Origin of the sequence: Kitasatospora nipponensis (genome assembly GCF_039528135.1) — a bacterium.
In the GTDB taxonomy this organism is placed as follows: domain Bacteria; phylum Actinomycetota; class Actinomycetes; order Streptomycetales; family Streptomycetaceae; genus Kitasatospora; species Kitasatospora nipponensis.
The window spans coordinates 1-644 of the sequence record NZ_BAAALF010000812.1 but is presented as its reverse complement, the minus strand read 5'-3'; the positions used below and the strand labels follow the sequence as shown (position 1 = coordinate 644).

The 644-nt window shown below is 68.3% G+C and carries 1 pseudogene; it reads right to left on the bottom strand.

The features are described from left to right. Positions 1-25: 25 nt before the first annotated feature. Positions 26-644, bottom strand: a pseudogene (locus ABD323_RS43475) (hypothetical protein); the annotation flags it as partial.

The window sequence follows — 644 nt, the reverse complement described above, 5'->3', positions numbered from 1 at the left end:
CGGGGCCTTCGTCACGTACGGGGTGTCAGCCGGCGGCGTCGGCCAGCATCTTGAGCTGCTCGTAGGTCATGCCGCCCTGGTTCAGCAGCTTGATCTGGGCCTCGGGGATGCCCTTGGCCACCAGCTCCTTGACCTGGGCCGCGGTCAGCGGGGTCGCGGCGGTCTTGCCGCCGGTCGTCGCGCCGCCCTTGGCGCCCATCTTGCTGCCCATCATCGAGGTGACGATCTCCTCGAAGTCGGACATGGCGAACTTGGTCGCACCCTCCGGCGCCTTCGGGGCCTCGGCCGCGTCCTTGCTGAAGGTCATCTTGACCGGCAGGTGCGCCTCGGCCGGCAGCTTGCTGTCGATCTGGGCCAGGTCGAAGGAGAGCGCGGAGACCGAGCCGTCCTTGATGAAGACGTCCAGGCCGACCTTCTTGTCCGGGATCTCGGTCGGGGCGGCGGAAGGCAGCTCGTCGCCCATGCCCGGGATGTCCTTGAGCACCGGCCGGATGCTCTTCAGCAGGTCGTCCGCGAGGGCCTTGGCCGGAGCGGAGACGTAGACGTGGTCGGCGCCGTCCTGCTTGCCCTTGTCCTCGAAGGTGACGTTGCGGGAGAGGACGTCCTTGACGGTGTTCACCAGGCCGGAGGCGACCTTCGGGTCG